This is a genomic window from Yersinia sp. 2553 StPb PI, from assembly GCF_052217105.1.
GTDB lineage: Bacteria > Pseudomonadota > Gammaproteobacteria > Enterobacterales > Enterobacteriaceae > Yersinia > Yersinia enterocolitica_E.
Genome location: NZ_JAZGPX010000002.1, coordinates 1767796 through 1793562 on the forward strand (window position 1 = coordinate 1767796; position 25767 = coordinate 1793562).

Here is a 25767-nt window from a genome sequence, read left to right on the forward strand (position 1 = left end):
TTCGTTATCTATTACCATTCATAGCCATCCATAATGGAGTGCCAGGTATTCTCAGTTGCTCACTAATAGTAGCCACTATTGCTGGCTTTAGTTGCTTCTGTATACCGGCACCAATATCTTGTGAATTTGAAGCATTATTTTCTTTTTGGCTATCGCTCATGATGACTACATCACCAATACCAACAGTAATGTTATTACCGCCGCCCTGCATGCCAAGCATTGGCGCGGTGGCAGTTACCGCATTACTGACCAGCCCACCATCGGCATAGCCCCGCATCATCTGGTAGAGATTATCGATACCAATTCTGTTTGTAGCTTCTTTGGTAAAGACAAACTCCCCACCATGAACCACGCCTTTCGGTTCGAATTTACCGCCGTCACCAGTATAGCCACCACGGTCATATTGCGGAATGTATCCGCCGTCATAGGCAAATGTGAGGTTGTTATACGCCCCACCGGAGAATGAACTATTGGCCGCTGCGCCTGCGCCAGCCGATGCCCCGCCACTCATCCAGCCCATAGCAGCCTGAATGGCTTGGGCAATCAGTAACCGGTTGATGATATCGACAATGCTGGTCAGGAAGTTGGTCGCAAATTGCTTCACGTTAGCGGAGCCGGTTGTCATCATCTGGGTCGCCATGGATGTCATGCTACCCATTGTGGTTTGGGCCAGTTGCGCGGTAGCAGAGAAAACGTTATTGGCGGTTTCACCGTACTGTTCTAGCCCCTGAGTCATACCCGCTAACCAGTCACCTTCATTCAAATCCTCCTGTTCAAATCCAGCATGCAACTCAGCTTTTGCCTTGTTGTACTCTGCTGTGATTTTCGCCAGTTGTTCAGCATCATTGATGCCCTTGGTATCCTTACGGAAAGTGTTATCAAGCTGAGCTTCCTGATCTACCCTTCCTGCCTGCTTAGAAGTCAGACCAAAGCGATCTTGGTTCTGCTTATTCTTTGCTGCAATAGAAGCCGTGTACTCTTCCATCTTTTTCAGGGCTTCAGTGGCCTTCTTGCGCTCAACGTTTTCGCGTGAAAGTTGGGCCTCAAGCTGCATACTGGCAGTGATTTCACCAGAACGGGCCAGAAGTGATTTTTGGTCAGCAGTGAGGATGGTTTTGCTTTTCAGGTCAGCGATTTTCTGAGTGAATGACGAAAGTTGCTTTTCCTGCTCCGTCATTGATTCAGTTACTTTTGACTGTTCTCTTAAAACTGCGATTCGCGCTTCACTATCAAGCAATGCTTTGGTGGCTGCATCGTCTTGATAAGCTGCGGCTGCGCGACCTTTTGGTGTCGCTCTGTCCTTATATTTAGCATCTATCTCAGAACGGATACGTGCTTGTTCTTCAGCGCTGAACCGGTACGCAATTTGATTAAACTTCTGTTGTTCCTTTGTCCGTTGCTGCTCTCGCGTTGCGTATTGGTCGCGGTAACCATCCATAACCCGCAGGCTGTTCTTCTCCAGTTCCTCAGCATTCTGGTTGGCTTTCTTTCGGGCAGCCGCGACATCTCTCTGATATTTTTCCTCGGTAAGCAGCGCTTTTTCGGCGGCAAGTTTATTGTTGTCATAACGCCCCGGATTAGCCTGACTTTCTGCCATTCGGGCATTTACATCAGCCAACCGATCATCAAGGGACTTATCTCGCCCGATGTCAGCCATCGCATCAAACGTCGAAAGAACAACACCCTTAAGACCTAACCACGCCTTCTCCATATAGCCGACATTATTAACAACCTCATCAGCCCTTTCACGCATTGCTTTAGAGTACGATTCCATCGCTACTCTAGCTGCGCCAATGGTGTTTCCTGAGCGCTCCATCGCAGAGATTTGCTCATATTCGGAAGCAGTTAGGTAGTGAAGCTGATCATCAAGCTCTTTTGCTGCCTTTAACGGTTCATCCTGAAGGCGCTTAAAGTTATTAACAGTTGCATCAATGGATTGGCCGGTTGCCTGTTCCATCTTGGCGGCAGCCAGGGTAACCATCTCAATTTGTGAAGAATCAAACGAACCGGTGCCGACCACTTTTGCCATGGCGGCGGAAAGTGCTGATTGTGTTAACCCATTACTAGATAGCCCTTTAGCCATATCCTGAAGCTGTGAGGCTGTTCGTCCTGCATAATTACCAGTAAGGATGAGTTGCTTATTGAACTCCTCATTTTCTGCCGCGCCTTTGTAGTAAGCGAGCGCCAGCCCCCCGACTACGGCCGCCGCGCCAACTAGCCCTACCGTCATCGGAGTGATCAGGCTCAATAGCGCCTTGCTGGCATTACCAATACCGCCAAAACTATCTTTAATCTGACCGCCCTGCTGAATGGCGATCATGTACAACGGCATACCACCGGCGATTGAGGTGGCGATATCCGTGAATTGCATGGGCAATTGGCGCATAGCCATACGATATTGACCAGCAGAGACAGTACCTTTCTTCCAGGCATCTTCCTGCTCTTTCAGTCTTGCGATGAATGGCGCGGCTTGCTCTGTAACCCCCATTTGCGCAGCTTTATATGCCTGAACCTCTGAAGCCGTTTTCCCTTGCAGCTCCACTTGTTCCCGCAAGCGTTGAACAAAATTCGCCTTAGCGGCTGCCGCAGAAATATCCGCAGCCTCCTGAGCTTTAGTTGCTTGTGTGGCAGCCCGTTCTTCAGCTTCAAGTTGCTTGATTGATTCCTTTAATCCGCGAGCTGCAATTGCGGCTAATTTCTTTTGTTCCGCATCGCGGCGGGTGGCATCTTCCTGTTGCTTGATGGCGGCTATCATTGGAGCAGCTTCGGCTGTAATGCCTAACTGCGCCGCACGATAGGTGGCTGAATCAGAAGCAGATGCTTTGAACAAAGCATTCTGATCGCGCAATTTGGCAAGAAAAGCCTCTTTTGCTTCAGTGGCCTTTCTGTCTGCCGCTGCCTGAGCAGTGGCAGCCCTGCCTTCTTCGGTTAGTGCATCAGCAACTTTGCTTATCCTATCTGCTGTCGTGGATAGAATTGAGTTGTAGTGCTCAAATTCCTCTGAATTTATCAGATTAGAATTTTTAGCAGCTCTTAGTTTTTTAGATATTTCATCCAGCTCAGAAAATGCTCTGTTAGTTGGATTGATTCTATCTAGTAGCGCGCTTAACCCAGCCTTTTGCTCCTCAATAATGGCAGTGGCCGTTTTTGAAGATTTGGCGCTACGCTCAACGCTTTCGTTATAATCGGTTGTCGCTTTGTAATTGTTAGCTAGGGACTTAGCGGCCTCATCATAAGATGAAGCCAGCTTAGTATTGGACTCATTCAAGCCATCCGCTTGTTTGGTAGCCTTCTCCGCTGTTTGCCCGAAGTGGTCTAACGCTTTATCACCCTGCTCCAGGCTAGACGTGTTTACGTTTAGTACGATTGTTGCGATATCTGCCATTTACTTGCTCCGCTTGTGAATAACGGACAGCGCAACGCTCTCCATGTGCCTTATGTCATCAAACACGGTTGCTTTGCTCTCTACACCCACCCAATCCATGACTTGTGATAGGCAGCCGTAGTCCAACCCAGTAGGCCCAGACATGCCGGTACGCCACTGCGTGGACATTGCTCTAATCACATTGAAAGCAGGCCAAACATCCGGCCATATCTCGATAATCACATCGTCGAAATCATCAGGTGTCAGGCCGTTGCCTGCCAATTCTTCGCGGGTGGGTTCAGGGGTATAGAGGGCTGTGGCAACCGAGGTTAGTTTTTTTCGCGGTTACCAAGCAGTTCGCGATAAAACGCACTGATTACATTCTCGATAGCTTTCGGGTAGTTATTCGCAAGCACTTCCAGATTTTCGCGGTTGAATGCGTCGGGAAGCGCCCAGCCTTGGATAATTTTCTCTGCGAAATCTAACCCTGTTTGCCCTTCTGCTTTCTCGATATTCGATACTTCATTAAGCGGCAAATGCTTAAAGGTAAACGTTAACTCGCCGTCATCCAGACCGGCCCGAGGGATTTTCACATCTGCTTTAAATGTTGGTGACGGTACCAGGGTGAATTTTACTGCCATGGTTCATGTTCCTTATGCGGTGACGGTGACGGCACAAGTAGCGGTTTTCGCGCCATCTGCGGTGGTGTAAATGATATTGGCACTGCCAGCAGCGACGCCAGTCACAACACCAGTTACCGGGTCAACGGTAGCTTTGGTTGGTGCTGATGATGACCAAGCGCCTGATTTGTTAGTTGCGTTTACTGGCGCTACGGTTGCCGTCAAGGTTTCAGTGGCAGCCACGGCAAGAGTGGTAGTAGTTTTATTCAAAGTGACGCCAGTAACAGCCACTGGTGCACTAGACTTGTAGAAAGTCGTCGCTTGCGATTGCAGGTTAAGCACCACAGCAACCGTCTCAATGGCGTTGATCGCCGTAGTTGGAATATCGTTAAAGGACACTTTCACCGACGAGTAGCGGTTCTCTTTGGCTTTAGGCACATACATGTAGGTTGCCAGTGTTTGCTCTGACTCATCCGCAGCACGTAGCACCGGATAAACAGGCATACTGGAATCATGCGCCAACGTCAGGGTTTGAGATTGAGCCGCCTTAAACGTATTGAGATTGCGCTGACGAGTATCGCTAAGAAACTGAATTTGAATCATCTGCTGATCACCACCGCTGTTCGATACCTCGGTGATCTGCGGGATTTCAATCCAACTTTCGACCTTCTTAACCGTACCCACACCACCACCCGCGGCAAAACGATCGGTGTTCGAGGTGTTAATAGAGCCGAGCGTTAAAGTAGTCGCGGTGGATGCTGTTACTTTTGCAACCAAGTCATTCAACGCGGCCCAGCCTGAGGTTAGCTGCACAATATCGCCCTCGGCAATGTCATGCCCCGTTGCTACCGTCAGAACTGCATCAACAGCATTGGAAACTGCCGTTACCGCAACTTCGGTTTCATATGTTTTAGCCAGGTAAATACCCGCGCCATTAGGTAGAGCAAAGCCCATGGTAATTCTCCGATTTTGGATATAAAAAAACCGGCATAGGCCGGTGATGTGGGATTGATTGAGGTTTAAATGACGTCAGCGCGATAGCTCATGCTGACTGGTGTTGTGTATGTGGTGTTGTTAGTAATGCCGGGAAACTGGCTGGGAACACTGTTGATATAGCAGGTTACCACCCCGTCTGTAAGCTCAGTATTGAGGTTAAACAATTCTATTAACTCAGCAGCAATGGAATGTGATTTTGATTTACCGCTACCTGCTTTGGCGTTGATATTAATCTGATACACACCTTTGAATACGCGGGAAGCCTGCGCTAAATCGATAGTGTCTGTTGTGGCTGGCATGACATGCGATTGCAGATACATATCACCAGTATCATCAAAGCTAACGTTTTCGGTAGCCAACGGAATGCCTTTAATCGCCGCCCATTCGCCAAGCCGTTTCTCCAGCAATACCGTGATTCGTTGAGTACTCACTTATTCACCTCATTAGCTGCTTCAGTAAAGTATTTAACAGCGTCCTCGGCGGTTATGCGGATCATCCCGTTTGGGGCTTGTGATGAATGACCAAATTCAAGCCGGTAAGCGTAAGGGACGTTGTTGGTGAAGTAGATAGCCTTGGTGCCGACCTTGAACTGCTCAAGCATGTAATTGCCCACAGCCATTGTCATATTGCCACTTTTATCGATACGCCCTGTCTCACCGTCAGGCTGAACATCTAGGCCAACCTGCCAATTACCTCTAAATCGCCCACCGGTATAGCCAGCAGGTGCTTTGACATCCATGCTATCAGTCACCCTAGCCCGTTTTTTCAGTCGCCCTGTTTTGGTTAAGTTAGCTGAATCTTTCTTTAGTTCTTCGTTATGCTCGAAAACAGCATCGTTATAAGAAACGGCAGTGTTGTTGGTTGCCCATAAGTCAGGGTTACCAACTGGAGACATCGTGACTAACCGATTAAGAATTTTGATCCCTGCTTTTTGAACCACCAATTCCTGATTGCGTTTACCCTTTTCAATAAACGCATTAATCGAAGCCATGAAGCTGGAGTTTTCAGCCATATCACGCCCTCAGTTGTGGTTTGTAGCAGATCAGCAGTGCGGCGGGTTTTGCTGGATTAGGTTTAATGACTCGGTGTTTTTTGCCATCAATCATAATCAGATCGCCGATGCGAATTTCCACATCAGCCGTAGCCGACATTTTCACATCACCGTTCTGGATTAAGGTGCCATCAATCTCGCCGGGAGAGTAACTGGAAATAACACCAACAATGGAAGATGTTTCCAGAGGGATTTCCACTTCAACACCGCCGACGAACTCGACGCCACCACCGCGAGATAGTTGGTAGGTCGCTCCATTCTCGGTAATCAATCGTGTTGCTGTCGCTCGCATTCGTGGGTAATTGATAGCCATATCATCGCCTTTCTATCTGAGCGTGAATATAGCCAGTTTTAAGTGATTCAATCGCACCCACCATCATGTATGGCGCGCCACCATGGTGATAACAATCCATAACATCGCCATTGCTGATCATTATCACCGCAAGGCTCTGGGGGCTGCCATTTTCGGCAAACGCTAGCGCTTCTTTTAGTAATCTGATGACATTGGCTTTGTTGTGTTCAGCTTTGTCGTCTCTGGTAAACTGAACAATGTTAAGTTTTGCAGTCATAAACGCCTCGCTGTTGCGTTAATAGCAAAGCCGTTACCCGCAGCAAACCCGCGTAGAATTGCCATCACGGCCGGATAATTGGGAGTGAATGACTCGGCATCAGATACAGCGTAAGTGATCGACACAGCTCCTGATACAGCCTCAGACTTTATTGCCGCCTCTCTATTCGAACCCAGTAAATCTCCTTCAATAGCTTCCACGGCAAGCATGCACTGCGCTGTAATAAGTTGTGGAGGGATATTAGTTGATGGGTAACTAAATCCGTCGAAAGTGATACCCGATCTCGGCCAGGGTAATGGCTGGGTTAGTTTGGTTCTGCTTCCATACCAATTAAGCCCGTTCAGGTAGTCCATCGCCTTAATCAGTAATGACTCTGTTTCAGAAGGTAAGTTAACTACGCGCGCCAAAGCGAACGCGACTAAATCTTCGAGTGATGCATAGCTGTTAAAATCTGGTGAGGTTGGATCGGTTACTAACATCCTATCCTCCAATAGAAAAGGGGCCTAAGCCCCTATAGTTATCCAACTTAAGCAGCCGTAACAGTCACTACGCAAGTCGCAGTGAAGTTGCCGTCCACGCACTTAGCGGTAATAGTTGCGCTTCCTGCGGCAACAGCAGTCACCTTACCATTTGCATCAACTGTGGCTTTTGCAGCAGCGGATGAGGTCCAGATAACGGCTTTATTGGCTGCATCAGATGGCGCAACGGTAGCAACAAGAGTTTCATCTGCACCAACAACCAATGAAGTTGTTGATTTATTCAGAGTGACCCCTGTTGCCGCCACATCTTCAGCAATCAGCTTAATCATCACACCTGCGGTAACTTTGTTGCTGGTTGCATGTTTTTTCCAGCTATTGGTTGCGCCAATTTCGGTCAGGCTCGGGTTCTTGCCGCCGTTGGTTTCATCCCAGCTGTAGCCCAGCAAGTCGATGTTAATTGTCCCTTCTGCGCGATAACCAACGCCGAGGTTTTCCTCATCGTTGATTGGGTATGAACGGAATCCAGGAGCCTGCGACTCGGTAATAACCACCGCGTTCGGCAACAACCCAAAGATGGCATCAATTGGCGCAGTATCGGTAACCAGAACCGGCTTACCTAATGTACCAGGCTGACCGCCATACACTACAACACCAGCCTCTTCATAAATCTTGGCTGCAATCGCCTGATCAATGATGTCAAAGTAGGTGGATGAGTGCATAACAAACAGCGCGATACGGCCAAAGCGATCACCGTACTTGCGCATACCTTTGGTCAGGGTTTTCTTGCCATCAACTTCAATGTTGGCAGTAACAACCATGTCTGGGTTGGCACCAATGGAAGCGCTCAATGCCTGAATGCCGTACTTGATGAACCCCTCCAGTGAAGCGTCGGCGACATCTACGCCCACAATTTCGGAGAATTCAGACACGTCACGGCCACGACGTTTAAATGCCTCTTCAGTCGTCTGGTAAGGGCCGTATTTCCACGGAGCCTTAACGCCAACTGATTCACCGGCACCAATTTTCTTGCCTGTGACTTTCCCAGTTGAATCAACATCACGGTGCTCGATGCTGCCACCAAGCTGATAGAAAGCACGTTTACGGAAATCCCCTTCAATCAAGGCGTTATCCAGCACAATCGCGCCATTTGAAGAGGCGTTGAACACGTCAAGGTTGTCCTGTCGGCGCTCAAGATAGGATGTCTGAGCCAGATCGTTATAGATGATCAGGTCAGAGTTAACGGTTGTGGTCATAAATTATAAATCCTTATTCTTTCGGAAGTTTTAAGAATGCCTGCTGCCCGTTAGCACGAATAAATTCCGCCTTTTGGGCTGCGGTCATTGCTGATCGTTTGAGTGCTCCGCCATTCTGCTTATGACCGCCAGCGTTGGTGCCTTCAGCCTGCGGCCAGAGATGCGGAGCAACATCTTTCAGTGATTCAGCCCATTCGTGCGGGGTGAGTGGTGTTTTCCCATCCTTTCCCAGTAGGGCTGAACCATCTTTATCAACGGCGACGGCCTCACCTTCATCGTTGAGAGTAAATACGCCTTTTGCGCGCAGGATGATGTCGTCAGCAGCACCCGGCAATGCGCCAGTTTTCAATGCGGCGGAGCGAATGGCATCACCAAGCACCCGGTCACTGAATTTTTTGCTGAAACTTTCGGCTTTATCAGCGCGGTCATTGGCAACTTTGAGTTTTTTATCAACATCAGCCCGTAATCGCTCAGTACGTTTATCCAGTACCTCATCAATCTTTCCAGCGGCGATCAGCTTGGCTTCTTCGTCGTCAGAGAATCGTTGCAGGATAGTTTTCACCGCGTCCGGGTCGATACCGTCATAGCGTTTCAGGTTCTCGCCTTGCTCTTTGAGCTTGCCGAGTAATTCGCTATTTTTGGTTTTGAGTCCAGTGACAGATTCATTAACCCTGGCATCAATCAATGCCTGAATCTCTGGTGTGATAGTTGCGGCTGGCCCGCCACCACCTTCGCCACCTTCACTAGCCTCGGCATAATATTTACGTGCGATATTTCGGAATAGCATGCTGTCCCCTTGGGATTTATTGCTGGGCCTAGCCCATTAAAAAGCCCCGCACGATGGCGAGGCTCATATTTTGGATAACTCAGTTTTTTACCGTTGGCGGTAATTGTTAGAGCGTAGTTTTCTACAGGCCTGCATCAGAGAATGCCCGACCGTCAATATCGCGAAGCTGCTGTAACGTCAGCCACTCCCCTTTATCAGTGAAAAATTCATCAGTTCGCATGCCGCCATCTTTCATCAGTCTGGCGCGAGTCTCGCCCAGAACCTGAACTTGTCGGCGGTAAGATTGCCGTTGCAACCATTCACTATAGGTAGTTCCCGCTGGAACTTGTCCATCCATGCTAGCGCGAGTGCCTTCATCCATTTCGTCGATATCGACCCCCAACTCACGCCATGATTTGGTGATTAAGGTTTCCATCGAGCGACAACAGAAATGAATGCGGCCTGGCCCCTGAAGATACGGAACCTTGTGACCAATGGGTTTACCTTCTAGTGTGTATTTGAGCCGATCACGGATGATGCAATCGTGAGAGGTTTTATTGTCCAAGGTACTGAGCCATTGCTTAGCATCAATGATATTGCTGTTGTTCTCAGCAAATTTATCCCGCGCTACGGCTGCCATATGAGTGACGGCCGTTTTCACCACCGCGGTAACATTCTTCCGTCCCGCCTCGATTGCGCCATCTTGATAGCTTCTTGCTCTTGTACCGCGTACCTTCCGCGCCATCTGTTCAACAGTATCGCCAGCCAGGTAACCGTTTTTCACCGTATTGATAATACGTTTCATCCGATCGGCTTCGATATTCTCAGCCCAGTCTCGCAACAATCGCCCTTGGAACGGCTGAGCCATTGCAGCGGCGTAAACCTGCTCTTGAGTGATTGATGCTAGCGGGAACCGATTTAAAACTAGCCCCGGTAATAAGGAGTCAAACAAACTAAGCTGATAACCTGCCTCATGCTTCGCAAAGTCCAGCAGCTCGTCGGACAGAGATGCATACATCGCATCAACAGATTGCTTGTTCACTTGACGAACACTAACCAGCAAGCCTTCTAAGCGCTTCACGGTGACACTGTTTGGATTAACATCATCAAGTGCCACGATAAGACGAGCCGATAGCTCTGCGTCGCTCTCGTTAAGTACTTTAACCATTTTACGGGCAACACCAGCACCATAACGGGACTGAAACAGACTATGTGCTATTGCTTCATCACGCAGCCTTTCGTTAATCGTTGCCATTTAGCCACCTGTCAGGCTGGGACTCTGATTTTTCAATTCGTCCAGAACATCATTGGGATTAGATTCGGGGTCGATAATATCCAGCTTTTGCATTGCCCGGATCATATCCGCGTCACGAATTGCACCGCTCTGCCACGCTGCAACAATCGCAGCCAACATCCCTGAGTCGGCAACGCGCTGAATAAATTCCTGACTGATGGAATACGCAACCTCTGCGCCCTTATTCCCCATGTATTTCGCACACCAAAGCAGCGCTTGCGTATAGGCCTCTGAAACGTTGGCACAACAGATGCCAAGAACAGAGGTAGATGCCGCCTGGTCACCCGTTGCCTGCGTTGCTGTTTTTACCGCGCTATTTTGCTCAACCAATCGAGCGCCAAGAGAGATCATGTAGTCACGCTTTGAATCCATCCCCTCTTTGGCAATCATATTCGGCTGCGCCTGGTTAAATCCTGATGCGCCATCTTTTGGCAGTAATATTGGCGAACGAGAGCCAAGAGCAATTCCGGCCTTTTGCAACCAATCACGCCATTCTTCGGTTAATCCGCTGATCCACGGCTGCACCTGCCCACAAAAGAACAGGCTATCTTCATAGTCGGCCGAGTTACGATAATGGCCGAGATTGATTTCAGTCAGTGCCAATAACGGTGACTCATCAATTGATGGGTCATTGTTTTGCGCGCCAACAAAGGTAAAGGGTATTTCATCCCAGGCTCCGCCAAACTGAATCACTGGGTAATATTCGCTATCAACGACATATACGCCGCTCTTTTTCGGCCCTACGTTACGCCAGACGCGACACACGAACCGACCACCGTCCATCGCCAGCTCACGGTATTGAATGCGATCCTTGAAGCCGTAGCCATCCGGCTCTTCAACACACTCACGGAGCACGACCAAAACCAGTTTATCACGCCCATTTATCCGCTCAGTTCGCCAGTTGATAATGTCCTCAGCGCGATAATTAAGAATGATGGCCCCTTTCATATCAGCGCTGTAATCGACGTATAACCCTTCTCTGGCAACTTCTAATACAGATTCAAGAACTGACTGCGCCTGCTGATAAATACTGATACCCGCGCCATTGGCGTTGGTTTTCAGATATTCCATCCTATCGACAATAGTCACTGTTGGGTCGCGACGAAATGCCATACCAATCAATCCATTTTTGGTATGACCGGTAATCGCATAAAAGACAGCACGGCGAAGATAGTCATCATTGCGCCGGTTGTTCTCTTCACTATTGTTTGTTGGGTCAAGCTTTGGCAGATATTTATGCCGTCTACGTTTAACCGCATCTGGCCCACGACAAACATCGCGAACCGTTTCCCATAACGGGCTTGCGGCCCCATGTTCAGGCCGGATAAATGTGATGTCGTTATTAGCCATTAGAATGCGGTTCTCATGTTAATACTGAATGCTTCTTGGCGCTTGTTGTTCTTCGCTACAGCAAAGTAACGGAATCCATCAGAGCCGTGAGAGGTGTGATCGTGAAGTGGCTTGTCTTTCCAGCAACCGCGCCTGTCGTCCCATTCCTTGCGATATCCTTCGAGGTGAGTTATACCTTCTGCGCACTTCTCATCATCAAAGACACACTTAGGCAGAATTTCACGCACTGACTCGATACCAGTATCAACGCCAGTTTTCGGCACCACTTTGAATGTCATGGAGTAAATTTTCCCATCGATTTCATAGCCTTCCCGCGCCAGTTCTTTGCGAGACTTGGCATCAGAGCCGAATTCACGGTTTTCGATATCGTGCGGACCCCAGTGATCGCCATACGTATAGCCGCGGTCTTTCAGCACCTTCATATAGTGCCGTAGACCTTCACCGGAGTTTTCGTAGTAGTCGATGACATGGAACTCTTCGCCAACTTCACGCACGAACCAGATGGCTGTGGAGTCGCCCACGCCGATATCCCAGAACGTGTGAACCGGCAGATGTGAGTTATCAGGTAATTTGCAGATCCGCTTGTTGGTATAAAGCCAGCGGAATTGCTTGGCGTAGTAAGCACCCTCAACAGACTGTTGGAATGCTTCGGCTGGGATAGTGGGATATTCCCGCTTCATGTCATCGCCGAGTGTCTTTTCTTTGGCGTAGTACCAGGATTTCTGGCGCTCGTTAAGATGAACGCAGTGCTTAGCTTCCATCTCAGCAAAGTAATCAACAAGGCGTTGCGGTAAAGCCTCAACCGGGTCGATTGCGTACTGTGGATTCTTCCACCATGAGAAGAAAAAGAACTTCCAGTCGAGATTTGAAAGTTCCTTCCCTTGGAGTTGCGATTTCTCTGCATCCTGGCAGTAATCGTAGAAATAGCCAGCGCGTCCCTCGGCGGTGCTCTCAAGGGTTATCTTTCCACCCAGCGGCACAGCTTCAAAGGCTCCAGTTACTATCTCTTTGGCCTTCTCTGGGTACTTCGCGCATATCTTGCCAAACTCCGAAACATGCAAGCTGTATAGCGTACCGCCACGAAACGATGTGGATACCGTTACGCTGCCACCTTTATCAAACACATATTCGCTCGTCGTTTCCTTGGTTAAAGGATTTGCTCGCTTAATATCATCCGGTAAAAGCCGGTAGGCGTACTGGGTTTTATTTCGAAACAGGCGCTCTGCATCGGGAAGGGAGTGAGCGATAAGTGCACATTCTTTTTTATGGAACAGTGCGAGATCAAGCTGGATGATGCAAACCTCTGTCGTGAAACCTAATTGCCTTGCCTTTAGGATCACGTTTCGGTCGTGCATACCGTCGAAATACTCCAATTGTTCAGGAGTCATTTTGAAAGTGACGCACTTTCCGTTCTTATCTTTGATTTTGTAGAGGTGATTAAGACGCCAGAACCTGTCCTTTAGCAGCTTTTTCTGTTTATCAGTTAACACAGCCACCCCTTACAGGTCATCATCTCCTATCTCATCCATTACTGATGCTACTGAGCTAATAGACATCCCACCTGAGTGCTCAACTTTCTGTTTATTGGTATACGCATCGCCAACCTCTTTCGCGGCCTGCTCCATTAGCTGGGCGGTCATTCCGAAGTTCTTCATTTTTTCAGTGCTCGCCGCCATACGATTCAAGGCGCGGAGCCGGTACGCTTTATTAGCGATTGGAATATCAGATATTTCGGTTTGAAATCGAGTGCGAGTTGAGTTGAATAGGTCTATCCATTTCTGCCCCAGATTCTTCGCGATGGCCTTTGTCGGGTCGTATGAAGAAACCTGCTGAAGAGTCAAGGTGAGGTTGAATTCTTGTTTCACCTGCGCGACCACTTGCGATGGAGTGTCATAGCAGGCCAAGGCTTGAACGATGAAGGCTTTGACCTCTGGTTTTAGTGCAGCCATTGGCATCCTCCATGACTAACGTAATGTAACTAATCAGGCCAGTTTCAGCAGGCATGTTCCACACGCCCTGGCAACGTTAAGATGGGCTACCTCCGCAGGTTTGTTTGCCGCATCAATCATTTCTTGTACTTCAATGCTCGCACCATATCTGCGAACTACACCGACAAACTCTTCAACGTCATGTCCGCGAAGTTTCAATGTCGGTTGCCCTTCTTTGTTGAACTTGGGTGCTCCGAATTCGTCCTTTGCGTGACTGATGTGATAAAGCTCATGTTCTATCAGCGCACAGAACTCAAGGTCAGAACATTGAGCACAGTAATCCGCAGCCAGGGTAATGATGAATGTCGGTACATCGCCGAACCATTCGTACATCTGCTGTTCCATTCGGGCTTTTTGCCAGCCGCCAGCTCTCATTGCTACCTGCTCAGCTTGACCAAGAACAGTTCTACCCTGCTTTTCAAACGCAGATGATGCCCACATGATTTTTATGTCAGCGTCAATTAAGTGTCCGTGGTCGGGATTGTGTAGCTCGCCTTCGTCACTGAGTATTTGGCTGTTAACCCACTCAAGAACTTCAGTGGCGGGGACTAATTCAATGTGCGGTCTGAACTCATTGACGAATGACAATGGCGGATATGGCCGCTTCATTTGTGTGTCTGAATTAGCCATAACAGAATATTCCGCTGGTTGGTAAAGTCTCAGCCGCTGATTGGCCGACACCTAGACATGTGAAAACATCTATAAGATTCTGTCAAAGGCACTTGTGAGAACCTTTTGCAGAGTTTTATAAATTGAGAGCCGTTGTGAAAGTGGCTCTCAACCTTGGTTTCCTTGGTTTCAAGGAGTCATGCGGCTTGATTATTCAACTGCCACGATGCCCACAACCCCGCTATCCACTGAATACCCTTCGGTGTGAATTTAGCCTGGGTAAATGCATGCCCGTTGTTAAGGTTCTCACCTGTCTTTACAGTGAATCGGCCTGCATCAATATGCGGAGCGCGAGGTGTCATCTTTCCACCAAGAACATACATAACATTCGAAGCAATCAGGAACGCCCTGAAATCTGGCTCTTTCGCCTTCAGTAGCTTGCAAGCCTCACGGAAACCAAATGAACCGGATGCATTGACGTAGTTATCAACGAAATCAATCTTTGGAGCGGCAATAGCCAACTTGTTTTCTAGTTGGGCTTTCTGCTCGGCTAGGTCAGCGGCCAAACGTAAGGCTTCTGGCAGAGATTGAGGTATTCGAATGGGTTGATTTGCAGCCTTTTCTAATTCTTGCCAGCGGTCTACTAGCTTGGCGGTAAATTCTGGTGATAGTTGGGCGACAACAATAATACTGTCTCGCTTCCCCTGCTCACCTTCAAAAACGTAAATAGACAATGGCCGTCCTGCTGTGGGCTTTTCCTCAAAATGAGGAGAAGCTATCACGCCCTTTTCAATCAGCGTTTCGATAGTTCGTTTAACATTGTCATGTCGCTTTTCTACCATCTCAGCTATTTCAATGCTGGTCATAGACATTACTTGGTCATTAACTGGATATTGCATGGCGATTACCTTTTTAGAGATGAAGCCTGCCGAAATGGATAGCAGCCCGAAGAGACTCGCCAGTCATGCTGGGATCCACAGGCTTCATTCCTAAACAGGTTCTTCGGTGGGTTATTGCGCTTTCGGTGCGCGGGGTATTACGGGTATAAAAAAGGCCCAGTCGTTAAACTGAGCCTTCATGTTCTTTGTTCGCGGCTTTGCTACTCCTCTCGGCGTTGCTACACCACTTACGGCTTACCAGTCAGCAAGAATGGCCCTGTGAAACAGGCGATCACCTCCATCGAGAGAAGCTATCTATTCCTTGTTGGGGGAATTCTACTTAGCCAGGCACACGTTAGTGATGTAGTCCTGTAAGCCGCTTATTTGGCTGGTTGCAATTCCGATTCGCTCTCTGAGAGTGAAATAATCCCGTTGAGCGGAGTCAGTAAGTCGGGCGCTGGCTGCATCATCCATGCCGGAGGTGGCGGTGGCTTGCTTGACGACGTTGACACGCAACCCGCACTTGCCAGCAGCAACGCAGCGCTGCAAATCATCAAGCTTGCTTTTAGCATCAGCTAGTTCCTTCGTGTATTTCGAATCAAGCGCGGCAACATCACGCTGACGTGTTTGCATGTCGGTGATTGTGTCTTTCGCCAGCGTCAAATTGTGTTCAGCTTTACTGTATGCGTCTTGGTAGTAGTAGACACCGAATGAAAGCAAAAACAGCATAGCGATGAGTATTGCCGTTACCCGATTCATGCCGGATATTCTTTGTGTGGTAGCTGGAAGTGAGGCCCATCTTTTAGTGTCTTCCAGTCGCCGCCCCACTCAATAGGAACGCCAACTTCTTTAGCGGCCTGTTTGAATGCCGTCGCTATCTGTTCGTAGTATTTCCATTCCCATGAGCCACTTGCGGTAGGGTAAGCAAATACGTCGATAGCGTGGCCAGTAATATGCCTACTATTCATGGTCTGGCTGGCACCCTTGGCTACCAACTCTTTTTGTCGGGCAACAGTTCGGAGCCCCTCAGTTACACCAAAATCAACAGGCGATAACTCCAAGGCACGGCGAACGATTTTCACTAATGCCGGGTTAACGCCTTTCAAGTTGTTCTCACTGCGCTGGCTAAACCGAAATTTATTGGTTTGCATTAGTCTTCATTCCTGTAATTTTTTCCCAGAAGAAGGAGAGCGCCACACTACCCATGGTTCCGCTCATGCCAGCAACAACCAGAACGTAGTAAATACTGAGTCCTGATTCGATACTGATCAGCCCGCCAATTAATCCAGCGAACCCCGACACGGCAACTTGAGCGAATGCCGCAACCCAGCTCCATGTGGTTTTATTCGTTTTGGTGTCGATGATGTATTTAACAATGCCGCCATAAATGGACATCGCAGCAATAAGCACCCAAACGATAAGACCGTATGAGCCGGGGTCATTTTTTGGCATTTTCATATCTCCCCCTCCCGGACGGGCTGGGTGCGTAGTGGAAATAAAAAAGGCCCACCGAAGTGAGCCTTAAAAGTTGGTATGTGATGCCCGCCTTGGCGAGTGTTGGATTTAACCGATTCACCACATTCGTACGTTAATGTTTTCATGCAGTTAATGAATGCTACCCTCACCAATGAGGGCACCAATCCGAGGACTTGCTCGATATGGTTATGCGTGGAGTTACTTAACGCATTCGGCTGGATACTGTTTCACAACGATTGGATTAACCAATCCAGTACCCATGCGAATGTAGAATGCAAAAAGCCCAACCGGTTAGGGCTGGGCCTTGAGTCTTTTTATCTCTGAACGAATGCAGTAACCCATCGTTAGAGTCAGATTAGTCCATTCCATTCAATAACACAATGGATATTTTCTTTATATCCGAATTTATGCAGCAATATTTTCTCCTTTTGTGACTTTTTGTAGTTCTGAATCTGCTAAATCCTCCTCTTGATGGCATTTAGTTATCAGCATTTCATAGAATGGCTTGAAGTTACGTGACCATGTTGGCTGGGTAATTTCAGTGATGTTCTCGCAAATGAACAACCTCACTGTTTCTGCTGGCAGTCTTGCATAGCCACGGGCAGAGCACTTATCACAATTCTTCATTACTGGAATACCCTGGAGTTCTGTTTGCTCCTGATCCAGTACTTTCCCTTTTCCGTGGCACCGGCATGCATTACTAACAACCCTCTTCCCCCCGCATGCTTTGCAGAGCAGTCGCACTACCTCTGGCACCTTTCGCTTCACCTCGAAATCACTCGGGCTCTGGCCAAGGGCTTTAGCCCACTCAGGTAGCCCCATCGTGTAGTGGCTTTTCATTGTGAAAACATCAGCCTCGATAAAGCCCTCACCCTTGCAACATTCACATTCGCGAACACTTGCCGCACTCCGCGCATAATCAGCAAACGCATATCTTGCGAGAGTTTGCACGACGCTTTGTTTAATATTCTTATCGAGCTTTGAGATTGCTTTGTACTTAACGGATTCTTTCAGCGCATATTGAGTAAGACTTTCCACGGCGCGATGCGGATTACTGATCCCCTGCTTTGCCAAGAACAATTCCAGCCCGAAGCCGCTTTTAAGGTCTGCCAACCCTAACGCTGCCATGATATCGGTGCCGGTAAGTGAATCAGAAGCCGTTGCCCGTGGAGAGTCGCTAATCATTGTGGATTTAGCGAAGAAGTGTTTCGTTATTGATTCCAGTCTCATGCTGCCCTCTGCTCGTCAGTGTTAACAGTGCTGCGCGATCTAAGTTCGCAATGTATGAAGTTGCTCATTAAAACCTTGATTATTGAGTACTCCATCTCAAATCCGTAGCGAGCCTTTCCCAGACGAAAAAGCAACCGATACTCCCACAGTCTCCACAAGCGACTTTTAAACCGGTCTGGGATGTATATCGAGACGAATAAAATGATTATCACTCTGCCTCCAATTCAGTAATGAATATTGATAACCGCCCACCCTTCTCCATCGGCTGCCGCCTAACCCTGAAATCATCTATCTGCTCGTCGTCCTGCATAAATCCAGCGTGTACCAGTGAATCAAAGACAGCCTTTTGCAGGTTGTCTAAGTCACGGCGGCGGCGGTCTGGTACGTGTGCTGATATTGATACTTTGAGTCGTGCGGAGGTGTTGATATCGAGGTTTAGCTGTTTGATGGTATCGATTACTGCTTGTCGGTATTTGGTGCCTTTCTCGCTGATGTAGTGCCTTCCCCTTGCGTGTCTCCAGTATGTGTTAACGCTGGGCGGCCAGGGTAGGTCTATGTGATATTCGGTCATATCTTCACCTTATTCTCCGACAGCAGAATTGCCTGCGTTCTCACCATTCCCTCCAGGTGAGCCAAGTGCGCACTCTCTATATCCATGATGTGCGTACGCCGGTCTATCTCGTCATGACACGCAGAGCAGCACCATGCGCCGAACAGGTCAGGCGGCTTGATTCCAGTGCCACATATTCCCGATAGCCGGTAGTGGGCCAGCACCACGGTCTCGTTATTGCCGTTACAGATACCAGGCAGCCTAACTTGGCACTCGCGGCCTCTAGCCTCTTTGCGTAAGTTCGCCATCTCTTTTCTCCTTCGCTGCTTTATCAATGCATTTCTGATGAGCGTAGGTTTCACCCTTGTTAAGCATCAGGAAGCAGAAGATACATATTGATTGGGGGAGTTCAGGCATGGCGACCGCCTTTGTTGAATTTCTTCTCGCACTTATTCAACCAGTCGCGCAGGTTTACTTGAACAACCTCAGATTGAGGCTGCCCATGGTATTTGGCTCTAACTCTCCGACACCCAACGTTGAGGATTATGCCAAATATCCAGAAAATGAATGGGTAAACAACAATCCCGAATAATCCGGCAAGCATGATCAGTATCGATAGCGGCACCTCGCGAACCTCAATATCGGGAAAGTCCAATATATGGTCTCGCAGGGTTGACCAGATATCGCCGTATAGGGCGGCGGCGTATGACATGCAATCAATGATATTAAAGTCATAGCCAGCTGCGGCGGCCCATGTTGGCCTGTCGAGAAAGTGCTTAAGCGTTAACATCGCGTTCTCCTTACTCTGTCGAATTTGGCGCGCAGCAAAACGCATATGTGGTCATATGTGGGTATTTCGCTGGCGGGGATTGGGGGTTTAGGCTTGGTTCGAGAGGTCTTGCGGAATATCAGGTTGTCTATGGCTATCTGGGTCGGGCTTCGTTGTCGGCTCATTCATGTCGCCTTCCTGATTTGCACAGGAAAATCCAATAGGGCCATGTGATGCCAATGCAAAACGCCCTTGCATACCCCGAAACTGTTTCTTTACTGCCTTGAATGTCATGTGCCCATTCAGATACAACGCCAGCCATCCAGAAATAAGCTGCGACTAATATCAGAGTAATCATGCTGCCCTCCCGAAATAATCATTGGTGTAGCGAACCTCGCGCAGCTTCACGCCACTTCCGACCGCCCACGCCGTACTGTATTCAATCAGGCTAGTCATGCGCTTTATTCCCATCTTGGCGGTTGATTCCCTAATGTTGCAGAATTCACCCTCTAGACCAGGTACGACTTCAGCGCCCATGCCGGTTGCCATTGCGTGGCCCGACACGAATAACGTTTTCCACTGAACCAGATTGCGCTCTTTCTCCATCCACAAAGCCTGTTTAGCCACGTCACCACACAGAGCGTGAAACATGCTGTTTTGCAGTAGGGAGCGGTCAAAGTCGGTAATGCGGATTGTTATGGGGTGGTGGTCATCGAGGGGGAGTTGGTTTATTGCTGCTATCAGATTTCGTCTTACTTGCTCGTTTCGTAGAAAGAATATTTGTTTATCCATTGGCGGCTTCCTTTTTCAATTATCCTCCACCGATGTGCAGATATGCATATCCCCATGATTAGGATGAAATCCATATTTAGCTTCGGCGGCTTTTCTGGCTGATATGGCATCATTAACATCTTTAAATCTACCAAGATGTTTTGGCTTTCCATTGACAGTTATCTTTGCATACCACTTTTTTTCAGACTGACGCCAACCTACCCCGCATGCTCCACTTGTGTTGTTTTTTGGTATTGTTCTATTTTGGTTATTCTGTTGATGGGTTACTATGCGCATATTATCTATCCGGTTGTTTGTTCGGTTGTGATCAATATGATCAACCTGCATTCTTTCTGGTATTGGCCCATTGTTCATCTCCCATATAATCCTATGAATCATACGAGTCTTGCCTAAAATCATTGCCTGCAAATAACCACTGCTATTAACGCAGCCGCACGGTGCGCCGGCGAGAGCTTTACTGCTACGCGATATTTTATTTATCAGCACGCCTGTATTTTGATCATATTTAAAATACTTATTCCAACACTCGTATCCGCCCACGCAAGGCCAATCGATTTTTTTCATTGGATTTTTACCTTTTATTATTGCCATCCGGCGCGGCGGCTTGCATTAAGCGATAGATGCGGTGGTACTTTTCCGCCGATAATCGACCGTCAATTATCCTTGCGGCATCAGTCATTTCTGTAGTTACTACGTTGGGAACCAGCTTCCAACCTTCCGGTATCTCCGGAGAGTTCAACTGTGGGGTGGTGTAGAAGTCGTGATATCCATCAGCCAGCTTTTGACCGCTATCAACGACACCGACAGATTCAGGTACTGGCCAGCCATCTTTGAACTTGATATTGATAACAGGCTCAGCCCTCTTTGCAGCTAACGCGATTCTGGCTAACGCTGCGAGTTCATGATGTGATGGTGGGAATGATAATGCTTTCAACTCAGTTATTTCTTCAAGTCTCTCTACAGTGAAACTATCTAATGCTTTCATGGCTTTACCTCAACGCATTTCGCTTGGTTAATCCGTGGAACGTAATCACTCCAAGAGCCTTGGTCGCGCAATATATCAATGGATTTTATCGCAGCCTCACACTGCCCCATCGACTGCATTGGAGTAACCTGCATGTTTGAGGATTGGCTTGAAATGACAATAATCAGAAATATGTAGCTCATTCACTCTCTCCCTTGATTCGAATACCGGCAGTGCGGAGGGCCTCGGTAAACCAGTCTATTGTGTGGTTTATTCCCAGCGCGTATTCAGGATCAAACGAGCAAGGCCAGCAAACGTATCGCCCTTTATTTTTTCCGGAACGCTCTAGCTTGGCCCGCTCTGGCAACTCCACCTCAATGCTTTCACGCGACGCTTTCCATGCTTCAAAATACTGTTGTAATGGCATGTTCCAGTAACCGCCATCATCAAACTTTTCAGCAATCATCGTTTTGCTTTGGGGCCACCAAGTAATCACCCAAGCTTCAAAGTCAGACTGCGATTTAGTTATGTCCATCATGATTTCCTCTGTTTGCACCATGTGATGAATTCATCCACCGACGGGATAAATTTCGAACCACGGATACATTTAGATTCATGCTTAGCTACTAAAATTGCAGTTTTCGCCATTCGCTCACTGAAAATAAGGTGCTGTCTTACGCCTTTTTTGGTTGATACTCGATCATGCCAAGAGCGATCACTACCGGCATAAGCTGCAATAACTTCATAATCTTCAACATCAATCAGCATCATGATTTCCTCGCTGCATTCAGTTTTGCTTTGATTTCAGCAATGTGATCCAAAGCTTTTTCGTTGCTAACCGGAATGTGAAGTTTCTGGATTTGCGCTACTGGCGCGAGTATTGGTTCGCCCGCTTCGATTTTTTTCGACATGGTGCTCAGCTCTTTGACACAGCGCTTTCTAAGCTCTGGCTCGCTCAGCCCTAACCCTTTTTGCTCAGAGTTAAGCTTCGTTACCATCCAGTAACATGCTGAAGTGGGCCATGGATAAGCCTCGGCGCTATCATAGAGATCACGCTTAGCGCTGAACTTCATCACCATGTCGTAAAGCTCATCTGCATCAGGCAGCCCAGCGGCGCGGGTGGCACCCTGCTTACACCATGTAATGAATTGACCGGGTGACGGTAGGAACGGCGTAGCCTGCTGACGGGCGATCTTCATTCCAGCGTTAACTTGGTCGATACTGGTAATCCCGTTTTCGATGAATGCCAAAACCCACTGGCGGCGAAGCTCATTCAGGTCGCTTTGGTCTTTTATGCTGGTCATCAGCGCTGGAAATGCAGCCTTCAACTGGCGAAATAGCTCGTTGAATATCTGCGCGGCCTGCTCTGGCACCTGCTGCTTTGGCTTATCAGCGGCGTACATCTGCTGCAATGATTGACCATCACGGTTCTGGATGGCTGTGACGACATTTCTCATACCGATACCCCGTTTATCCAGTCAGTGTTATCAAAATCAATAACAGGCTTACCAGTGGCAGTGCCTGATTGCTGTTTCTTGCGCTTAATGTCCAGCTTGTCCCATTTCTCGCGTAGCGTTGACGGGCAAAGCACGTTGCCACACCAGAAACTATCCTGCATGGCCCACTTGAAGAGCACGCACATGTCTCGGTGATTCCTGCCGTCCCGTTCACGCATCAACCGGATGCTGTTGGCCCAACCAGCAAAAGACGGCTTCTTAGCATCGGGGGCAATCATCAGCACGGCGCTGAACATCCACTCAGCTGCTCTAAGGTCATCAGCAGTTCCCCAATTTTTACCACTTTGGATTGCAGCATCAGGACGAACTACAGGAAGCTTCTTAGGTGGGGTGTCAGGGGATTCGTTAGAATTCTCTGACGTAAAGGGTTTTATATTATTGTTATTACCTTCTTGTTCATGATGTGCGGGTTTAAGTGCGGCGTTATGTGCGGCACCACCCTCTAAAGCCGCGCCGTTACTGGCCTCCCCATGTGCGGGTTTAAGTGCGGCGTTATGTGCGGGTAAATTGTCTATTTTTTCGGCATATTCAGCGTAATTTAGGATAGTTATTACCGTCCCTTTTCGCTTCTCTCCACCCGTTGCAATCATCCCTTCTTTGACGAAAAAGGAGAGCATCCTGCCCACCGCATCACGGCTTGTTGGCTTACCTTCTCTATCGCACAGAGATAGCCCTAAATCAGCCGCTGTCGTGACCAGTTGACCGGCTTGAAGATTCCATTGGTGACCTTTGAAATTAACCGTACGGGGCTTTCTTTGAGCACCCAATAACAGGTCCTCCCAGAGAGTCCGCAGGAAAACATCTTTGTGCCAAGGTTTCTTCTTGATGCTTCGGTACAACGGGACATAACCAAGCTTCTGGTTCTCCATCCTGTTGCTCCTGCGCTCGCGTTCGGCGCTGATATCAAATAGCTTGGCTGTACTCATGCGGCAATATCCTTGATTTGATGAGTAGCCAGTAATCCGGCGATCCATTGGATGCCTTTGGGGGTGAACTTGTTTTGGATGAAGGCGTGACCGTTTGTTAGGTTCTCGCCTGTTTTAACAGTGAAGCGACCTGCATCGATGTGTTGAGCGTAAGGCGTTAGCTTCCCAGCCAGCAGATACATGATCTCGCTATCGAGCAGGAACTTACGGAAGGCTGGTTCTTTGATGTGAAGAAGTTTGCACGTTTCGCGAAAACCAAGAGATCCGGTTGCAGTTACGTAGCTGTCAACGAACTGAGCTTTCGGAGCTGCAATGGCAAGCTGATTTTCCAGTTTCTGTTTTTCTTCTGCGAGGTCTGCCGCCAGTCGCAAGGCATCTGGCAAGTTTTGAGGAATGCGCGCCTGATTTTCCAACTCCTGCCAGCGGTCAACTAATCGAGCTGTGAACTCAGGGGAAAGCTGGGCAACGACGATGTAGCTGTCTCGCTTGCCAACTTGGTACACAGCTACCGATTGCCCAAGGTGATTTTTAACTTCCCCCAATGGGGGGAGTTGAATTGTTCCACGAAGTGCCAGTCTTTCGATTGACTGCTTAACTTTGTCATGACGAGACTCAACGAGATCAGCTATCTCCTGGCTGGTCATGGTCGGGTTTACTACCGTAGATAAACTCATGTATAGTTACCTCAGAAATTGATAGTTATTTGAGAAGCCTCTCCTGTTCGTGCAGGCGGGGCTTTTTGCTTTCCGGTCACCGCAATCACAGCCTGCCTTGCGATTTCCCTTATCACGCTCGTCTCCCATATCTTCTCCAGAAGAACAAACGTCACTGCCATGTCATGTACGTTTAACCGGCTTACCTTTGATTCGGCCCAGCCAGCCTCCCGCGCAAACTTGCTCTGGCCCTTGATAGCCATTCGGCTTCGTAGCTCAGATTCAACTTCCATAATTCTCTTGCTGTTACTTGCACGTTCCATTGCGTACTCTTCCCTTGTGGTTTAGATGTTGTTACGTGACAAAGCCGTAGCTAATGCCACTTTTGATTAGTTTTTTGGTGGTGCACTTTTCAGCGCTCGATTGAAGTGTTTAATGCGGATGGTGATTAAGCGGCTAATAGGTTTCGTTTACTTAAATCAAGTAAATCTGTCGCGTGGTACTTGCCACCTGATATTCGTTCTATCGTGTTCGCGTATGTGGTTTTGCCGAAAAATTCAGTCTTGGGTAAAAATCCGTTTTTGAGCCATTTATAAACAGCCCTTTCACTGACACCACAAGCCTTAGCTACTTCGGGAATCCCTACGCCTTTGATTGCTACTTCCAAAGTTTCCATGGGAGTTCCTTGTTTTCGTACTTTCAGTACAGATTATGATTGAACTGAAAGTTTTTGCAAGTGGTTTACTATCGTACTCATGGTTCAAGATAATAAAGTGCGTAAAGAATTTTCGGAAAGGCTTGCACTGGCCTGTAAAAACTCCGGATTAAGTCTTCACGGTCGAGGTACTGCCTTGGTTAAGGCTACGGGCGTCACATCAAAGGCAGTGAGTAAATGGCTTAATGCTGAGTCTATGCCGCGCCCAGAGGTAATGAGTAAGCTTGCATCATATTTATCAGTTGATATTGTCTGGCTTCAGCATGGGCAAGGTGAAGGTCCAGTTCTGGGAGATAAAAAAGCTGCTAGAGATATTGGTAGGAGTTATGAATATCCGCTCTATACGGATGTTCAGGCGGGATCTTTTTCAGATGTAGAAACATATACAGAAAGAGACGCTAAGAGTTGGATTGGTACGACTAAAAAAGCTAGTGATTCCGCGTTCTGGCTTGAGGTGTCTGGTCACTCCATGACTGCGCCATCAGGAAGTAAGCCCAGCTTCCCTGAAGGAGTGCTGATCTTGGTTGACCCAGCCGAAGATGTTGAACCTGGTGATTTCTGCGTGGCTGGTATTTATGGCGATACCGAGGTGACATTCAAGAAATTCGTTTGGGAGGATGGCAAGCCATGGTTGGAACCTCTAAACCCCAATCCTCGCTATCAAAGCATTGAATGCAATGACAACTGCCGGATCATCGGGAAGGTAGTTAAGGCTCAGTGGCCCGAAGAGACATTCAGCTAACCCACTGCTAGCTCACATTTCAAGGAGGATTAATGAAAGAGTATGTGATTCCTACAGTTTTAGTCGCAGTAAGCATAGTGAGCCTTTCGCTTGTAGCAGTGAGTATGCTTGACTTGCTGGGTGAAGGACTGAACATCAGTGGGATATGTATTGATAATATTCATATTTACCGAAAACACTGCTAGCCCATAGAGGGGTGGGTAAACAAATACAGCG

At 48.2% G+C, this 25767-nt stretch carries 35 protein-coding genes; 1 reads left to right on the forward strand and 34 read right to left on the reverse strand.

Features of this window, described 5'->3' with window-relative positions; all coding sequences use genetic code 11:
* Positions 1-4: 4 nt before the first annotated feature.
* From V2A84_RS09410 to V2A84_RS09575, 34 genes are all read right to left on the reverse strand, one after another.
* Positions 5-3385 carry a phage tail tape measure protein gene (locus V2A84_RS09410; RefSeq protein WP_442848731.1) on the reverse strand — a complete coding sequence of 1127 codons (3381 nt, stop codon included), beginning with the start codon at positions 3383-3385 and terminating at the stop codon, positions 5-7.
* Positions 3386-3646, reverse strand: a complete 261-nt coding sequence (locus V2A84_RS09415) for a DUF1799 domain-containing protein (RefSeq protein ID WP_019082949.1) — start codon at positions 3644-3646, stop codon at positions 3386-3388.
* A 47-nt stretch (positions 3647-3693) separates the two neighbouring features.
* Positions 3694-4005, reverse strand: coding sequence for a phage tail assembly chaperone (locus tag V2A84_RS09420; RefSeq protein WP_049678892.1), 312 nt, complete (start codon positions 4003-4005; stop codon positions 3694-3696).
* Positions 4006-4017: 12 nt separating this feature from the next.
* On the reverse strand, positions 4018-4938 hold the full coding sequence (locus tag V2A84_RS09425; protein ID WP_442848732.1) for a phage tail tube protein: 921 nt from the start codon (positions 4936-4938) through the stop codon (positions 4018-4020).
* 65 nt (positions 4939-5003) lie between these two features.
* Positions 5004-5411, reverse strand: a complete 408-nt coding sequence (locus V2A84_RS09430) for a DUF4128 domain-containing protein (protein ID WP_442848733.1) — start codon at positions 5409-5411, stop codon at positions 5004-5006.
* Positions 5408-5992 (reverse strand): hypothetical protein, encoded by a 585-nt coding sequence (locus V2A84_RS09435; RefSeq protein WP_042569849.1) that lies wholly within the window; start codon positions 5990-5992, stop codon positions 5408-5410. The genes V2A84_RS09430 and V2A84_RS09435 overlap by 4 nt, the downstream gene beginning before the upstream one ends.
* Before the next feature lies 1 nt (position 5993).
* The gene (locus tag V2A84_RS09440) at positions 5994-6344 is read right to left on the reverse strand and encodes a hypothetical protein (RefSeq protein WP_442848734.1); all 351 of its coding nucleotides are present in this window, start codon (positions 6342-6344) and stop codon (positions 5994-5996) included.
* Position 6345: 1 nt separating this feature from the next.
* Positions 6346-6600 (reverse strand): hypothetical protein, encoded by a 255-nt coding sequence (locus V2A84_RS09445; RefSeq protein ID WP_442848735.1) that lies wholly within the window; start codon positions 6598-6600, stop codon positions 6346-6348.
* Positions 6597-7079 carry a DnaT-like ssDNA-binding protein gene (locus V2A84_RS09450; RefSeq protein ID WP_442848736.1) on the reverse strand — a complete coding sequence of 161 codons (483 nt, stop codon included), beginning with the start codon at positions 7077-7079 and terminating at the stop codon, positions 6597-6599. The genes V2A84_RS09445 and V2A84_RS09450 overlap by 4 nt, the downstream gene beginning before the upstream one ends.
* A gap of 47 nt (positions 7080-7126) precedes the next feature.
* Positions 7127-8332 carry a major capsid protein gene (locus V2A84_RS09455; RefSeq protein ID WP_046051392.1) on the reverse strand — a complete coding sequence of 402 codons (1206 nt, stop codon included), beginning with the start codon at positions 8330-8332 and terminating at the stop codon, positions 7127-7129.
* Between the two features lie 13 nt (positions 8333-8345).
* Positions 8346-9119: a hypothetical protein gene (locus tag V2A84_RS09460; protein WP_439326314.1), complete on the reverse strand. Its 774-nt coding sequence runs from the start codon at positions 9117-9119 to the stop codon at positions 8346-8348.
* A 121-nt stretch (positions 9120-9240) separates the two neighbouring features.
* The gene (locus tag V2A84_RS09465; RefSeq protein ID WP_442848737.1) at positions 9241-10353 is read right to left on the reverse strand and encodes a hypothetical protein; all 1113 of its coding nucleotides are present in this window, start codon (positions 10351-10353) and stop codon (positions 9241-9243) included.
* Positions 10354-11742, reverse strand: coding sequence for a DUF4055 domain-containing protein (locus tag V2A84_RS09470; protein WP_442848738.1), 1389 nt, complete (start codon positions 11740-11742; stop codon positions 10354-10356).
* Positions 11742-13232 (reverse strand): terminase, encoded by a 1491-nt coding sequence (locus tag V2A84_RS09475; RefSeq protein ID WP_442848739.1) that lies wholly within the window; start codon positions 13230-13232, stop codon positions 11742-11744. The genes V2A84_RS09470 and V2A84_RS09475 overlap by 1 nt, the downstream gene beginning before the upstream one ends.
* 9 nt (positions 13233-13241) lie before the next feature.
* Positions 13242-13691: a DUF2280 domain-containing protein gene (locus V2A84_RS09480; protein WP_442848740.1), complete on the reverse strand. Its 450-nt coding sequence runs from the start codon at positions 13689-13691 to the stop codon at positions 13242-13244.
* Positions 13692-13724: 33 nt separating this feature from the next.
* Positions 13725-14339 (reverse strand): putative metallopeptidase, encoded by a 615-nt coding sequence (locus tag V2A84_RS09485; protein WP_050148836.1) that lies wholly within the window; start codon positions 14337-14339, stop codon positions 13725-13727.
* Positions 14340-14536: 197 nt separating this feature from the next.
* The gene (locus tag V2A84_RS09490; RefSeq protein WP_442848741.1) at positions 14537-15238 is read right to left on the reverse strand and encodes a phage antirepressor KilAC domain-containing protein; all 702 of its coding nucleotides are present in this window, start codon (positions 15236-15238) and stop codon (positions 14537-14539) included.
* Between the two features lie 315 nt (positions 15239-15553).
* Positions 15554-15976: a lysis protein gene (locus V2A84_RS09495; protein WP_442848742.1), complete on the reverse strand. Its 423-nt coding sequence runs from the start codon at positions 15974-15976 to the stop codon at positions 15554-15556.
* Positions 15973-16368, reverse strand: a complete 396-nt coding sequence (locus V2A84_RS09500) for a M15 family metallopeptidase (RefSeq protein WP_442848743.1) — start codon at positions 16366-16368, stop codon at positions 15973-15975. Before V2A84_RS09500 ends, V2A84_RS09495 begins: the two co-directional genes overlap by 4 nt.
* Positions 16355-16675, reverse strand: coding sequence for a phage holin family protein (locus V2A84_RS09505; RefSeq protein ID WP_050126525.1), 321 nt, complete (start codon positions 16673-16675; stop codon positions 16355-16357). The genes V2A84_RS09500 and V2A84_RS09505 overlap by 14 nt, the downstream gene beginning before the upstream one ends.
* 423 nt (positions 16676-17098) lie before the next feature.
* Positions 17099-17923, reverse strand: coding sequence for an antitermination protein Q (locus V2A84_RS09510; protein WP_442848744.1), 825 nt, complete (start codon positions 17921-17923; stop codon positions 17099-17101).
* Between the two features lie 208 nt (positions 17924-18131).
* Entirely contained in the window at positions 18132-18494 is a 363-nt protein-coding gene (locus tag V2A84_RS09515) for a RusA family crossover junction endodeoxyribonuclease (RefSeq protein ID WP_442848745.1), read from the reverse strand.
* A complete protein-coding gene (locus V2A84_RS09520; RefSeq protein WP_042562425.1) occupies positions 18491-18781 on the reverse strand; it encodes a DUF1364 domain-containing protein in 291 nt (96 codons plus the stop codon). The genes V2A84_RS09515 and V2A84_RS09520 overlap by 4 nt, the downstream gene beginning before the upstream one ends.
* Before the next feature lie 101 nt (positions 18782-18882).
* Positions 18883-19263, reverse strand: coding sequence for a hypothetical protein (locus V2A84_RS09525; protein WP_442848746.1), 381 nt, complete (start codon positions 19261-19263; stop codon positions 18883-18885).
* Between the two features lie 333 nt (positions 19264-19596).
* Positions 19597-20034 (reverse strand): recombination protein NinB, encoded by a 438-nt coding sequence (locus tag V2A84_RS09530; protein WP_042546560.1) that lies wholly within the window; start codon positions 20032-20034, stop codon positions 19597-19599.
* Positions 20035-20049: 15 nt separating this feature from the next.
* Positions 20050-20598, reverse strand: coding sequence for an HNH endonuclease signature motif containing protein (locus V2A84_RS09535; protein WP_442848747.1), 549 nt, complete (start codon positions 20596-20598; stop codon positions 20050-20052).
* A 7-nt stretch (positions 20599-20605) separates the two neighbouring features.
* A complete protein-coding gene (locus V2A84_RS09540) occupies positions 20606-21019 on the reverse strand; it encodes a hypothetical protein (RefSeq protein ID WP_442848748.1) in 414 nt (137 codons plus the stop codon).
* A 178-nt stretch (positions 21020-21197) separates the two neighbouring features.
* Positions 21198-21536, reverse strand: coding sequence for a hypothetical protein (locus tag V2A84_RS09545; RefSeq protein WP_442848749.1), 339 nt, complete (start codon positions 21534-21536; stop codon positions 21198-21200).
* Positions 21533-21769: a hypothetical protein gene (locus V2A84_RS09550; RefSeq protein WP_442848750.1), complete on the reverse strand. Its 237-nt coding sequence runs from the start codon at positions 21767-21769 to the stop codon at positions 21533-21535. Before V2A84_RS09550 ends, V2A84_RS09545 begins: the two co-directional genes overlap by 4 nt.
* Positions 21766-22455, reverse strand: a complete 690-nt coding sequence (locus V2A84_RS09555; protein WP_442848751.1) for a replication protein P — start codon at positions 22453-22455, stop codon at positions 21766-21768. Before V2A84_RS09555 ends, V2A84_RS09550 begins: the two co-directional genes overlap by 4 nt.
* Complete coding sequence (locus V2A84_RS09560; RefSeq protein ID WP_442849123.1) at positions 22452-23384, reverse strand: replication protein; 933 nt, start codon at positions 23382-23384, stop codon at positions 22452-22454. The genes V2A84_RS09555 and V2A84_RS09560 overlap by 4 nt, the downstream gene beginning before the upstream one ends.
* Before the next feature lie 53 nt (positions 23385-23437).
* Positions 23438-24115, reverse strand: coding sequence for a phage antirepressor KilAC domain-containing protein (locus V2A84_RS09565; protein ID WP_442848752.1), 678 nt, complete (start codon positions 24113-24115; stop codon positions 23438-23440).
* A gap of 11 nt (positions 24116-24126) precedes the next feature.
* The gene (locus V2A84_RS09570) at positions 24127-24417 is read right to left on the reverse strand and encodes a CII family transcriptional regulator (protein ID WP_050151433.1); all 291 of its coding nucleotides are present in this window, start codon (positions 24415-24417) and stop codon (positions 24127-24129) included.
* A gap of 125 nt (positions 24418-24542) precedes the next feature.
* Positions 24543-24770, reverse strand: coding sequence for a helix-turn-helix domain-containing protein (locus tag V2A84_RS09575; protein ID WP_442848753.1), 228 nt, complete (start codon positions 24768-24770; stop codon positions 24543-24545).
* A 97-nt stretch (positions 24771-24867) separates the two neighbouring features.
* Between V2A84_RS09575 and V2A84_RS09580 the strand changes: the two genes are divergently transcribed.
* Positions 24868-25551, forward strand: coding sequence for a LexA family protein (locus V2A84_RS09580; RefSeq protein ID WP_442848754.1), 684 nt, complete (start codon positions 24868-24870; stop codon positions 25549-25551).
* The last annotated feature ends 216 nt before the right edge of the window (positions 25552-25767 follow it).

What these genes read in the sequence shown, in the direction of transcription:
- V2A84_RS09520 (WP_042562425.1), bottom strand. Translation starts at nt 18,781, where the DNA reads ATGGCGAACTTACGCAAAGAGGCTAGAGGCCGCGAGTGCCAAGTTAGG.
- V2A84_RS09505 (WP_050126525.1), bottom strand. Translation starts at nt 16,675, where the DNA reads ATGAAAATGCCAAAAAATGACCCCGGCTCATACGGTCTTATCGTTTGG.
- V2A84_RS09500 (WP_442848743.1), bottom strand. Translation starts at nt 16,368, where the DNA reads ATGCAAACCAATAAATTTCGGTTTAGCCAGCGCAGTGAGAACAACTTG.
- V2A84_RS09450 (WP_442848736.1), bottom strand. Translation starts at nt 7,079, where the DNA reads ATGTTAGTAACCGATCCAACCTCACCAGATTTTAACAGCTATGCATCA.
- V2A84_RS09525 (WP_442848746.1), bottom strand. Translation starts at nt 19,263, where the DNA reads ATGTTAACGCTTAAGCACTTTCTCGACAGGCCAACATGGGCCGCCGCA.
- V2A84_RS09485 (WP_050148836.1), bottom strand. Translation starts at nt 14,339, where the DNA reads ATGAAGCGGCCATATCCGCCATTGTCATTCGTCAATGAGTTCAGACCG.
- V2A84_RS09410 (WP_442848731.1), bottom strand. Translation starts at nt 3,385, where the DNA reads ATGGCAGATATCGCAACAATCGTACTAAACGTAAACACGTCTAGCCTG.
- V2A84_RS09535 (WP_442848747.1), bottom strand. Translation starts at nt 20,598, where the DNA reads ATGAAAAAAATCGATTGGCCTTGCGTGGGCGGATACGAGTGTTGGAAT.
- V2A84_RS09440 (WP_442848734.1), bottom strand. Translation starts at nt 6,344, where the DNA reads ATGGCTATCAATTACCCACGAATGCGAGCGACAGCAACACGATTGATT.
- V2A84_RS09425 (WP_442848732.1), bottom strand. Translation starts at nt 4,938, where the DNA reads ATGGGCTTTGCTCTACCTAATGGCGCGGGTATTTACCTGGCTAAAACA.
- V2A84_RS09555 (WP_442848751.1), bottom strand. Translation starts at nt 22,455, where the DNA reads ATGAGAAATGTCGTCACAGCCATCCAGAACCGTGATGGTCAATCATTG.
- V2A84_RS09545 (WP_442848749.1), bottom strand. Translation starts at nt 21,536, where the DNA reads ATGATGGACATAACTAAATCGCAGTCTGACTTTGAAGCTTGGGTGATT.
- V2A84_RS09510 (WP_442848744.1), bottom strand. Translation starts at nt 17,923, where the DNA reads ATGAGACTGGAATCAATAACGAAACACTTCTTCGCTAAATCCACAATG.
- V2A84_RS09575 (WP_442848753.1), bottom strand. Translation starts at nt 24,770, where the DNA reads ATGGAAACTTTGGAAGTAGCAATCAAAGGCGTAGGGATTCCCGAAGTA.
- V2A84_RS09445 (WP_442848735.1), bottom strand. Translation starts at nt 6,600, where the DNA reads ATGACTGCAAAACTTAACATTGTTCAGTTTACCAGAGACGACAAAGCT.
- V2A84_RS09465 (WP_442848737.1), bottom strand. Translation starts at nt 10,353, where the DNA reads ATGGCAACGATTAACGAAAGGCTGCGTGATGAAGCAATAGCACATAGT.
- V2A84_RS09420 (WP_049678892.1), bottom strand. Translation starts at nt 4,005, where the DNA reads ATGGCAGTAAAATTCACCCTGGTACCGTCACCAACATTTAAAGCAGAT.
- V2A84_RS09490 (WP_442848741.1), bottom strand. Translation starts at nt 15,238, where the DNA reads ATGCAATATCCAGTTAATGACCAAGTAATGTCTATGACCAGCATTGAA.
- V2A84_RS09530 (WP_042546560.1), bottom strand. Translation starts at nt 20,034, where the DNA reads ATGGATAAACAAATATTCTTTCTACGAAACGAGCAAGTAAGACGAAAT.
- V2A84_RS09495 (WP_442848742.1), bottom strand. Translation starts at nt 15,976, where the DNA reads ATGAATCGGGTAACGGCAATACTCATCGCTATGCTGTTTTTGCTTTCA.
- V2A84_RS09570 (WP_050151433.1), bottom strand. Translation starts at nt 24,417, where the DNA reads ATGGAACGTGCAAGTAACAGCAAGAGAATTATGGAAGTTGAATCTGAG.
- V2A84_RS09560 (WP_442849123.1), bottom strand. Translation starts at nt 23,384, where the DNA reads ATGGAGAACCAGAAGCTTGGTTATGTCCCGTTGTACCGAAGCATCAAG.
- V2A84_RS09515 (WP_442848745.1), bottom strand. Translation starts at nt 18,494, where the DNA reads ATGACCGAATATCACATAGACCTACCCTGGCCGCCCAGCGTTAACACA.
- V2A84_RS09470 (WP_442848738.1), bottom strand. Translation starts at nt 11,742, where the DNA reads ATGGCTAATAACGACATCACATTTATCCGGCCTGAACATGGGGCCGCA.
- V2A84_RS09455 (WP_046051392.1), bottom strand. Translation starts at nt 8,332, where the DNA reads ATGACCACAACCGTTAACTCTGACCTGATCATCTATAACGATCTGGCT.
- V2A84_RS09540 (WP_442848748.1), bottom strand. Translation starts at nt 21,019, where the DNA reads ATGAAAGCATTAGATAGTTTCACTGTAGAGAGACTTGAAGAAATAACT.
- V2A84_RS09480 (WP_442848740.1), bottom strand. Translation starts at nt 13,691, where the DNA reads ATGGCTGCACTAAAACCAGAGGTCAAAGCCTTCATCGTTCAAGCCTTG.
- V2A84_RS09565 (WP_442848752.1), bottom strand. Translation starts at nt 24,115, where the DNA reads ATGAGTTTATCTACGGTAGTAAACCCGACCATGACCAGCCAGGAGATA.
- V2A84_RS09460 (WP_439326314.1), bottom strand. Translation starts at nt 9,119, where the DNA reads ATGCTATTCCGAAATATCGCACGTAAATATTATGCCGAGGCTAGTGAA.
- V2A84_RS09550 (WP_442848750.1), bottom strand. Translation starts at nt 21,769, where the DNA reads ATGATGCTGATTGATGTTGAAGATTATGAAGTTATTGCAGCTTATGCC.
- V2A84_RS09435 (WP_042569849.1), bottom strand. Translation starts at nt 5,992, where the DNA reads ATGGCTGAAAACTCCAGCTTCATGGCTTCGATTAATGCGTTTATTGAA.